The sequence below is a fragment of the Pseudomonas juntendi genome (assembly GCF_009932375.1).
Lineage (GTDB): Bacteria > Pseudomonadota > Gammaproteobacteria > Pseudomonadales > Pseudomonadaceae > Aquipseudomonas > Aquipseudomonas juntendi.
Genome location: NZ_BLJG01000055.1, coordinates 1 through 320, shown reverse-complemented (window position 1 = coordinate 320; position 320 = coordinate 1). Strand labels below are relative to the sequence as shown.

Here is a 320-nt window from a genome sequence, read left to right as displayed (position 1 = left end):
GCCGGAAAACGCTCGCCAGGCGACGCCGGAGTTTGCCCAGCGGTTGATGGAGTTGATGGGCAAGAACCCTAAGGACAACAGGTGATGAGCGGCGCGCTGCGTAGGTTGTTGGGGCCGTTGTTGACAGTGGCGCTGTTGCTGGCCGCGCCGTTGGCGTTGGCCGCCGACCCGTTGTCGATTCCGGCCATTACCCTGTCCAATACCGCGGACGGGCAGCAGGAATATTCGGTCAGCCTGCAAATCCTGCTGATCATGACGGCGCTGAGCTTCATTCCGGCGTTCGTCATCCTCATGACCAGCTTCACCCGTATCATCATCGT

The 320-nt window shown here is 60.6% G+C and carries 2 pseudogenes; both read left to right on the top strand.

Annotated elements, in window-relative coordinates:
• Positions 1–85: pseudogene (locus tag GYA94_RS08550) on the top strand (flagellar biosynthetic protein FliO); the annotation flags it as partial.
• Positions 85–320, top strand: a pseudogene (locus tag GYA94_RS08545) (flagellar type III secretion system pore protein FliP); the annotation flags it as partial. The pseudogenes GYA94_RS08550 and GYA94_RS08545, both read left to right, overlap by 1 nt.